Here is a 10,494-nt window from a genome sequence, read left to right on the forward strand (position 1 = left end):
TGCCGAACTCAGAAGTGAAACGCCGTAGCGCCGATGGTAGTGTGGGGTCTCCCCATGCGAGAGTAGGGAACTGCCAGACACCAAATAAAACAAAAGGCTCAGTCGGAAGACTGGGCCTTTTGTTTTATCTGTTGTTTGTCGGTGAACACTCTCCCGAGTAGGACAAATCCGCCGGGAGCGGATTTGAACGTTGCGAAGCAACGGCCCGGAGGGTGGCGGGCAGGACGCCCGCCATAAACTGCCAGACATCAAATCAAGCAAAAAGGCCATCCTTTCGGATGGCCTTTTTGCTTTTCGAACTAACATTCAATTAATGGATTACCTGCGATAAAAATGCCCTAGTACGCTCTGATTTAGGATGCGCAAAAAACTCATCTGGTGCAGCTTGTTCCACTATCTCTCCGCGATCCATAAAAATCACCCGGTCAGCGACGGTTCGCGCAAATCCCATCTCATGCGTTACGCACAACATCGTCATACCCGATTGCGCCAGCCCAATCATCGTATCCAGCACTTCTTTTACCATCTCCGGATCGAGCGCGGATGTTGGTTCATCAAACAGCATAATCTTGGGCTTCATACAAAGTGAACGTGCTATAGCAACGCGTTGCTGCTGACCACCGGAGATCTGTCCGGGAAACTTCTGTGCATGTTCGGCAATTCTCACCCGCTCAAGGTAATGCATCGCCAGAGCTTCAGCCTCTTTCTTTGGCATCTTGCGTACCCAAATAGGTGCAAGGGTACAGTTCTGTAAAACGGTCAGATGTGGGAAAAGATTAAAATGCTGAAAGACCATTCCCACTTCCTGTCTGACACGCTCAATATTGCGGATATCTTCGTTAAGTTCGATCCCATCCACCACGATCCGTCCCTGTTGATGTTCTTCCAGATGATTAATACAACGAATGGTTGTCGATTTCCCGGAACCAGATGGGCCACACAGAACGATTCGTTCTCCCGGTTGCACGGTTAAATTTATATTTTTCAGTACATGGAATTGCCCATACCACTTGTTAACATTTTCAAGCGTAATCATCGCGTTAGCAGGTTGCAGTAAAATTTGGCTCATAGTGTCCTCAATGCGGTGTACGCCCGGTGTTAAAACGTTTTTCCAGATGCTGGCTATAACGTGACATGCTGAAACAGAAGATCCAGTAGATCAGCGCGGCGAAAACATACCCTTCCGTCGACATACCCAACCAGGCGGGATCAACGGTTGCCTGCTGAACGCTACTGAAAAGATCGAACAACCCGATGATGATCACCAGGCTGGTATCTTTGAAGAGTGCGATGATGGTATTTACCAGCCCAGGGATTACCAGCTTCAACGCCTGTGGCAGAATAACCAGCCCCTGAGTTTTCCAGTAACCCAACGCCAGTGATTCCGCCGCTTCATATTGCCCTTTAGGCAGCGCCTGTAATCCGCCTCGCACGACTTCCGCAACATATGCTGACTGAAACAGGATCACGCCAACCAGCGCGCGGATCAGTTTGTCGATACTGGTGCCTTCTGCCATAAACAGCGGCAGCATGACCGAAGACATAAACAAGACGGTGATTAGCGGTACGCCGCGCCAGAACTCGATAAAAATGACTGATAAGATACGCACAATCGGCATATGGGAGCGGCGACCTAACGCCAGTAAGATCCCCCACGGCAGCGCCCCCGCAATTCCAACTGATGCAATAATTAAAGTTAGCGTCAGCCCGCCCCATTGCCGGGTTTCAACCCGCTCAAGACCAAGAAAACCGCCATACATCAGCCACCAGACGATAAGTGGATAAATCACCGCCCAGACCGCAATATAGCGACCGCGATGTGGGAATATTTTCCAGAATATCGGCGCAATCGAAACCAGGCCAATCAGTAATGCCAGATTAATTCGCCAGCGTTGGTCGTGTGGGTAAAGCCCATACATAAATTGACCAAATCGTTCGTGGATGAAAACCCAACAGGCACCGGCTTTTGTGCAGTCGGCACGCGTTGAGCCAACCCAGTTAGCCTGCAAAAATGCCCAGTTCAGCAACGGTGGAATCAATTCCCACATCAACCACAAGCAGCCAATAGTCAGCAGGCTATTGCCCCAGCTGGAGAACAGATTTTTTCGCACCCACACCATAGCGCGGCTTGAGTTATGGCTCGCCGGGCGCGGGGGATGAGCCAGTAATACTTTTGTCATCATGACTCCTTAGCGTTCAACGATCGCGATGCGGCGGTTATAGATATTCATCAGCAGCGAGATAGTCAGGCTGATAATCAGATATACCGACATGGTCATGGCTATCGTTTCGATGGCTTGCCCCGTCTGGTTCAGCACGGTGCCAGCAAAGAGCGAAACCATATCCGGATAGCCAATAGCGGCGGCAAGAGAGGAGTTTTTGACGATGTTGAGATACTGGCTGGTAAGTGGTGGAATAATCACCCGCAGCGCCTGGGGAATAATCACCTGGCGTAGCGTAACCGGGTTGGGTAATCCCAGCGAGCGGGCAGCTTCATGTTGACCATAAGGCACTGCCTGAATCCCGGCGCGGATAATCTCAGCGATAAATGCAGAGGTATAAACCGAAAGAGCCAGCGTTAAGGCTGCCAGTTCGGGTATGAGAACCATACCGCCACGGAAGTTAAACCCTTGTAGCGCCGGGATATTCCAGTGGACTGCTGCACCGAAAAGCCAGTGTGCCAGTAAAGGCAAACCAATGATCAACCCAACGGCGACAGGCCAGGTTCGGCGCAGTTGTCCGGTCTTTATCTGGTGTGTTTTATTAAAGCGGAATAGCCTAACAGAAAGGGCTATAGCCATAACAACAGCCAGGATAAATGCAAGAAACCCATCTCCCAGCTGCGGTGACGGAATATAAAGCCCACGATTGCTCAAAAAGATCAGATCTAACGCACTCACCGCCTGGCGTGGTCCGGGTAAATTGCGCAACACGGCAAAATACCAGAAGAAGATTTGCAGCAGCGGCGGAATATTACGGAAGATCTCAATATAAATTGTGGAAAGCTTTCGTAGCAGCCAGTTATCCGAAAGTCTCGCCAGACCGATAAAGAAGCCCAGAACAGAAGCGAACACAATACACAATGCTGAAACCAGTAACGTGTTGAGTAAGCCAACAATAAAAACGCGTCCGTAGGTATCGCCCTGCTGGTAATCGATCAAATGCTGGACGATACCGAAGCCAGCGCCGCGATCCAGGAAGGCAAAACCTGAAGTAATGCCGCGATTACTGAGATTCGTTACGGTGTTATGGAATAGCCAGCCTACAATACCGACGACGGCGACAACGGCAAGGATCTGGAAAAGCCAGGCGCGCACTGTAGGATTGGCAAATGAAAGTGAACCTTTAACGGTTGTGCGGCGATGAGACATAGGAACCTCGGAAACCATAACGCTAAAGAGAGCGCCGCCGTGGCGACGCTCGTTACCTCATATCGACTTAACGCACGGGCGGCGCATACTGAATACCGCCGTTATTCCAGAGATTATTTTGCCCACGTTTAATTTTCAGCGGGCTTTCTGAACCTACGTTACGCTCAAAAATTTCCGAGTAGTTACCCACCTGTTTGATGATGTTGTAAGCCCATTTATTATCCAGCTTCAGATCCTTGCCGTAATCGCCCTCTTTACCCAGTAGATGCGCCATATCAGGCGTTGCCGGATTCGCCGCTTTTTCATCGACGTTCTGGGAATTGATGCCCATCTCTTCAGCATTCAGCATGGCGAAAAGCGTCCAGCGTACAATCGAGAACCATTCGTCATCGCCACGGCGGACTACCGGCCCAAGCGGTTCTTTAGAGATAACTTCTGGCAGCACGATCCATTCGGCTGGAGTGCTTAATTTGATTCGCAATGCATACAGTTGTGACTGATCCGAGGCCAGCGTATCGCAGCGACCAGATTCCAGTGCCTTCGCGGATTCGTCAGAGCGATCGAAGGTCACGGGCGTGTACTTCATTTTGTTCGCCTTGAAGTAATCGGCGACGTTGAGCTCGGTGTCTGTACCAGCCTGAATACAGACCGTTGCACCGTCCAGCTCTTTCGCGCTTTTTAGCCCCGCTTTATCGTGCGTCAGGAAACCAATGCCATCGTAATAAGTGACACCAGTAAATGCCATTCCCATACCTGCGTCACGAGATGAAGTCCAGGTTGTATTACGGGAGAGTAAATCCACTTCGCCGGATTGCAATGCAGTGAAACGTTCTTTTGCGGTGAGCGGGGTGTATTTCACTTTTGTGTCGTCGCCAAATACAGCGGCGGCAACGCCACGACAAACATCAACATCAATACCAGAAAACTTGCCATCTGCATCGGCATAAGAGAATCCAGGCAATCCGTCACTGATCCCGCATTGCACAAAACCTTTTTTCTTTACAGCATCGAGTGTCGCGCCAGCCTGTGCCTGATTTGCAACGGCAAGCAGCACGCTGGCGGCAGCCAGTGTGGCTATCATCATCTTTTTCATAATGCTTCCTGTGAGGCGAAAATTATCGTTATAGGACGTTTGGGAAACGCCTTTTACCTGTCTGTGGCCATCCTCTTATAAGCAAAAGTAGTGCCAGCTTTTGCGCACGATTTCGCGTCGCAATAAGCTGAGTGTAGACAGGAAATAATAAAAACAGCGCCCCGCAATGGTGCGAAAACGAAACATGCGCCACATTTTGGCGCAAAATATTAACTCGTATTTTGCTAAGCAGAATAATGATTATTGGCGTGAGTATCGGTGGAACGGATTTGATTGAAAAATAAATTAATACCTTATTTCGATATAGAGATAATACGACGAGATAAAATGCTTAATTAAAATGGGATTAGCCAGCGAAATATAGCGGTGTTTAACGTATAGGTAGATTCTGTATCGTTAAACAGAGCGCGGAAGTCCGCGCTCTGTTCAGTTATTTTGACAGAGCAATGATCCCCATCGTAAGGCCGGCGACAGCCGCTGCTCCGCCAGCAATAGCCCCGGCAGTTTCCCAGTTATCCTGTGTTGTACCTTTCATACAGGTATTGGTGTGAACCAGGCGTCCCTGATCGTCATAAACCGGAACGCAGGGGGAATCGTGAGCACAGCCCGCCAGCAATGCGGTGAGCAATGCCACAGGAATTAATCTTTTCATAGTGTTACCTCAGTAATAACGCTAACGCTTAATAAGTTAACTCTCTTATTAACGAGCTGAGTACCATTTTATCACTGGAGGTTATAAATCTTGCGGAATGAATAATGACAAATTATGTGAATTGTAAAAATAGTGAAGGGAACATGGTCTACGAAAAGTTTTTAAAGAATGAGCAGAAGATTATCTTATTAATTTTTATGGTTTTCACTAAAAATAATAAAGGCGCCCGAAAGCGCCTTTATGTTTCTGATTTACCCTTTAAAGCAACGGCGGATCACGACAAAGAACACCGGTACGAAGAAAATAGCCAGCAATGTTGCAGAGACCATTCCGCCCATTACACCGATACCCACTGCGTTCTGCGCGCCACTGCCGGCACCATTACTGATAGCCAGTGGTAATACGCCGAGAATAAAGGCGAGAGAGGTCATCAGGATAGGACGCAGGCGCATACGTACTGCCATCAGCGTCGCTTCGACAACACCTTTTCCCTCTTTCTCCATCAGATCCTTAGCGAACTCAACAATCAATATGGCGTTTTTGGCCGACAAGCCAATTGTCGTTAACAAACCCACCATAAAGTAAACGTCATTTTTTTGATTAAAGATTGTCGCTGCCAGCAGCACGCCGACAATCCCTAATGGCACGACCAACATAACCGAGACAGGTATTGACCAGCTTTCATAGAGCGCAGCAAGGCACAGGAAAACCACCACGAAGGAGATTGCCACCAAAGCAGGAGCCTGGTTGCCCGATAAGCGTTCCTGATACGACATACCTGTCCAGTCATAACCAATGCCTGCAGGTAATTTTGACGCAAGGTTTTCCATCAACGCCATGGCATCGCCGGAACTGGTTCCTGGCGCAGCTTCCCCCTGAATCTCCATTGACGGCAGACCGTTGTAGCGTTCCAGTCGTGGAGAACCATACACCCAATGTGAAGTGGTAAAGGAAGAGAATGGCACCATTTCACCATTGGCGCTGCGGACGTAAAGTTTATCGACATCTTCTGGCAGCATACGGAATTTGGCATCCGCCTGAACATAAACCTTTTTCACACGGCCACGGTCGATGAAGTCGTTAACATAAGTCCCACCCAACGCCGTAGAAATGGTCTGATTGATGTCAGAAAGCGAAACGCCTAATGCCTGCGCCTTTTCCTGGTCAACTTCAAGTTTGAATTGCGCGGTATCTTCCAGGCCATTAGGGCGCACACTGACTAAGCTGCCAGGATGTTGCGCCGCCATGCCAAGCAGCTGGTTACGAGCCTGGGTTAGGGCATCGTGACCCAGCCCTGCCTGATCAATTAACTCAAAGTCAAAACCCGTTGCCGTGCCCAGTTCAACAATAGCAGGCATATTAAACGGAATGACAAAACCGTCGCGGATCTTACCCAATTCCATTTTGGCGCGATGGATAACCGCTTCCGCGCTGTTTTCCTCACCACTACGTTCTTCCCATGGTTTCAGGCTGACGAAGGCCATCCCGGCGTTTTGCGCCTGGCCGCTGAAGCTAAACCCGTTAACCGTAAAGACACTTTCAACGTTTGCTTTTTCATTGTGCAGGTAGTAATCCGTCACCTGATCCAACACTTTTTGCGTCCGCTCTTGCGTCGCGCCAGCGGGCAACTGAATCATGGTCAGAAAGACACCCTGATCCTCTTCAGGCAAGAAGGAAGAGGGAAGACGTAAAAACAACACCACCATTCCAGCAACAATCAGCGCATAGATCAGTAAATATCGTCCTGTGGAACCGAGGATTTTGCCGACGCTGTTGGTGTAGTGATTAACGCTATGATCGAAGGTAGTATTAAACCAGCCGAAGAAACCGCCCTTATTTTCGTGATGCTCAGCAGAGACGGGTTTGAGCAGCGTTGCACATAACGCCGGGGTGAGAATCAATGCCACCAGAACAGAAAGCGCCATTGCCGAAACGATGGTGATAGAGAACTGGCGATAAATTGCCCCGGTAGAGCCGCCGAAGAATGCCATCGGAATAAATACCGCTGACAGCACCATCGCGATACCCACCAGTGCGCCCTGAATTTGCGACATTGATTTTTCCGTCGCTTCTTTTGGCGGGAGCTTATCCTCCATCATTACGCGCTCGACGTTCTCCACCACCACTATCGCATCATCGACGAGTAGCCCAATGGCAAGCACCATCCCGAACATCGTTAGTGTGTTGATGGAGTAACCAAAAGCGGCGAGGATGGCAAACGTCCCTAACAACACCACGGGCACAGCAATGGTGGGGATCAGCGTTGCTCGCATATTCTGCAAGAACAGATACATCACCAGGAATACCAGCATAATGGCTTCGAACAGCGTTTTTACCACTTCGTGAATAGAAAGCTGGACGAATGGCGTGGTGTCATAAGGGTAGAGAACCTTCATTCCCTGCGGGAAGAATGGCTGTAATTCCGCCAGTTTTGCCTTAATGGCTTTCGCGGTATCGAGAGCGTTCGCACCGGTTGCCAGCTTAATACCCAGACCCGCCGCCGGTTTACCGTTGATGCGAGCGATAACGTTATAGTTTTCACCGCCAAGTTCAACCCGTGCGACATCTTTCAGGTGCACAACCGAACCGTCGCTGTTCACGCGCAGGGTAACTTTGCCGAACTCTTCCGGATTTTTTAATCGCGTCTGAGCAATAATTGAGGCGTTCAACTGTTGCCCTGGTAAAGCAGGTGTTCCGCCCAACTGTCCGGCAGCAATCTGATCGTTCTGCACTTTCAACTGGTTAATTACATCAACCGGTGTCAGCTTATATTTGTTCAGCAGATCGGCGTCCAGCCAGATACGCATCGCATACTGTGCGCCAAAGAGTTGCACGTCACCAACGCCATTCAGGCGGCTAAGCGTATCTTTAACGTTAGAGGCCACATAGTCCGAGATATCGTCCTGTGTGGTGTCTGGGTTATCAGAGACAAAGCCCGCCACCATTAGATAGCTGCTACTGGATTTTTCAACGCTGATCCCCTGCTGTTGAACTTCCTGCGGCAGCAACGGCGTAGCGAGCTGGAGTTTGTTCTGCACCTGCACTTGCGCGATATCTGGATCGGTTCCGGACTGGAAGGTGAGGGTAATTGTCACGCTACCGGCGGAATCGCTGGTCGAGGACATATACATCAGGTTATCGATACCATTCATATTCTGTTCGATAACCTGCGTCACCGTATCCTGTACGGTCTGCGCATCAGCGCCCGGATAGTTTGCCGAAACAGAAACCGCAGGCGGCGCAATGGTTGGGTACTGGGCGACGGGCAATTGTAGGATCGCCAGTGCGCCCGCCATCATCAGAATAATGGCCAGCACCCATGCAAATATCGGTCGTCGAATAAAAAAGTTTGCCATGTCAGATTGCCTTACTTCGATGCAGTATCTGCGGGGGTATCGGTAGTGGCTTTAACCTGCTCTCCCGGGCGCGCTTTTTGCAGGCCGCTGACAATGACTTGATCGCCAGATTTCAGCCCTTCGCTAATCAACCATTTATCGCCAATCGCCTGGCTGGCAACGACAGGACGCGCTTCAACCTGACTTTTATCGTTAACAATCAGCACGGTTGCGTCACTACGCGGTGTGCGGCTAACGCCTTGTTGCGGGATAAGAATGGCATCGGGTTGTACACCTTCATTAATCCGTGCGCGCACAAACATACCCGGCAAAAGCGTATGTTGTGGGTTAGGGAAGACGGCACGTAGGGTTATGGAGCCGGTACTTTCATCAACGGTCACATCGGAGAACTGCAGTGTGCCTTTCAGGGGATAGGTTTGACCGTTTTCCATGACCAACTCTACGTTGCTGGTGGCGTTTTCCTTATGCAAATTCCCTTGCACTACGGACTGCTTCAGCCTCATAAAATCGTTGCTGGATTGGGTAACATCGACGTAGATAGGATCGAGCTGCTGGACAGTTGCCAGTTCGGTCGTTTGCCCGTTAGTGACGAGCGCACCTTCGGTCACAGTAGATTTGCCGATGCGTCCGCTAATTGGCGCAGTCACTTTGGTATAAGCGAGATTGATTCGGGCGCTTTCGACGGTGGCTTTTGCCGCAATCACGGCGGCATCGGCCTGGCGAGCATCAGCAATGGCTTGATCGTACTCCTGCTGACTAATGTATTTCGTTCCCACGAGTGGAACGTAACGTTTTACCGTCAAATGCGCGATGGCGGCGGCGGCTTCACTTTTCGCCAGTTCGCCCTTCGCGCTGTCATAACTTGCCTGATAGGTCGCTGGATCGATCTGGTACAGGGACTGTCCTGCCAGCACATCGCTACCTTCAGTGAAATTACGATTCAGTACGATCCCACTAACCTGTGGGCGAACTTCAGCGATACGGAAAGCGTTGGTGCGGCCTGGTAATTCAGTCTTAACTTCTAGCGGGGCCGTTTTCACAACATGAACGGTAACCTGCGGTTCACCGACGTGAGCTTTCTCTTCTCCCTTATCGTTACAACCCGCGATTAAAGCAGCGGAGATCAGAATAGAGGAGGGCAGGAGGAAAAACCTGGCATGTTTCGTCATTACTATTCCTCAAAAAACCAAAAGCGCGTTATTTACCCAAAAAGGCAACGCGTTAACTCGCAGAAAGAAAAAATACAGCTCGCTATCCTACAAATTATCATTCGTCGATGTAAGGAATAGTTATGAATACTGGCGTCTAAGGCACATAAACACAAAAAAAGATTAATATTCTAATGTTTTGTTTTGCCGTTAATTGAAATGAGATGAATTGCTTTCACTTAAAATGAAATATGCATTCATTAAACGAATGCATATTGGCTAAATGATAGGTTTGAATTATTTGACGATTTATAGCAACTCAATATTAGCCTCTCGTATAAATATGCGTTAGGTGATAGATTACCCTTCGCTATTTTCTCATCCTGTGTCGAATATATTTATTTTCTGAATAATTAATCATGGCAAAAAGAACCAAAGCCGAAGCCCTGAAGACCCGGCAAGAACTGATTGAAACTGCCATCGCCCAGTTTGCGCAGCATGGTGTAAGCAAGACGACACTCAACGACATTGCCGACGCCGCTAACGTCACACGTGGCGCTATCTACTGGCACTTCGAAAACAAGACCCAACTGTTTAATGAGATGTGGTTGCAACAGCCTTCATTGCGGGAGTTAATCCAGGAGCGACTGGCGGCAGGGTCAGACCATAACCCGTACCAGCAATTGCGTGAAAAACTGATTGTTGGCTTGCAATATATTGCCGAAATTCCCCGCCAACAGGCATTACTACAAATCTTATATCACAAATGTGAATTTAATGATGAGATGCTGGAAGAGGCGGCTTTGTTGAATAAATCGAACTTTTGCTGAGTTGAAGGATCAGATCACGTATCTTCCCGACAACGCAGACCGTT

At 49.3% G+C, this 10,494-nt stretch carries 7 protein-coding genes and 1 pseudogene; 1 reads left to right on the top strand and 7 read right to left on the bottom strand.

Annotated elements, in window-relative coordinates; all coding sequences use genetic code 11:
- Positions 1–310 precede the first annotated feature (310 nt).
- The 7 genes from FC814_RS21275 to acrE all read right to left on the bottom strand — a co-directional run bounded on the left by FC814_RS21275 (position 311) and on the right by acrE (position 9,641).
- A complete protein-coding gene (locus FC814_RS21275) occupies positions 311–1,069 on the bottom strand; it encodes an amino acid ABC transporter ATP-binding protein (protein ID WP_000078344.1) in 759 nt (252 codons plus the stop codon).
- A 7-nt stretch (positions 1,070–1,076) separates the two neighbouring features.
- Positions 1,077–2,180 (bottom strand): amino acid ABC transporter permease, encoded by a 1,104-nt coding sequence (locus tag FC814_RS21280; RefSeq protein WP_137326433.1) that lies wholly within the window; start codon positions 2,178–2,180, stop codon positions 1,077–1,079.
- Positions 2,181–2,189: 9 nt separating this feature from the next.
- Positions 2,190–3,371 carry an amino acid ABC transporter permease gene (locus FC814_RS21285; protein WP_010345327.1) on the bottom strand — a complete coding sequence of 394 codons (1,182 nt, stop codon included), beginning with the start codon at positions 3,369–3,371 and terminating at the stop codon, positions 2,190–2,192.
- A 67-nt stretch (positions 3,372–3,438) separates the two neighbouring features.
- Positions 3,439–4,464: an amino acid ABC transporter substrate-binding protein gene (locus FC814_RS21290; protein WP_032226587.1), complete on the bottom strand. Its 1,026-nt coding sequence runs from the start codon at positions 4,462–4,464 to the stop codon at positions 3,439–3,441.
- Between the two features lie 430 nt (positions 4,465–4,894).
- Positions 4,895–5,116, bottom strand: a complete 222-nt coding sequence (locus FC814_RS21295; protein WP_000825639.1) for a membrane protein — start codon at positions 5,114–5,116, stop codon at positions 4,895–4,897.
- Positions 5,117–5,367: 251 nt separating this feature from the next.
- On the bottom strand, positions 5,368–8,472 hold the full coding sequence (gene acrF / locus FC814_RS21300; RefSeq protein ID WP_137326431.1) for a multidrug efflux RND transporter permease subunit AcrF: 3,105 nt from the start codon (positions 8,470–8,472) through the stop codon (positions 5,368–5,370).
- An 11-nt stretch (positions 8,473–8,483) separates the two neighbouring features.
- Positions 8,484–9,641 (bottom strand): multidrug efflux RND transporter periplasmic adaptor subunit AcrE, encoded by a 1,158-nt coding sequence (acrE, locus tag FC814_RS21305; protein ID WP_137326432.1) that lies wholly within the window; start codon positions 9,639–9,641, stop codon positions 8,484–8,486.
- A gap of 398 nt (positions 9,642–10,039) precedes the next feature.
- Here acrE and FC814_RS21310 point away from each other — a divergent pair.
- Positions 10,040–10,420: pseudogene (locus FC814_RS21310) on the top strand (TetR family transcriptional regulator); the annotation flags it as partial.
- Between the last annotated feature and the right edge of the window lie 74 nt (positions 10,421–10,494).

The organism is Escherichia sp. MR (assembly GCF_005280595.1).
Taxonomy (GTDB): Bacteria; Pseudomonadota; Gammaproteobacteria; order Enterobacterales; family Enterobacteriaceae; genus Escherichia; species Escherichia ruysiae.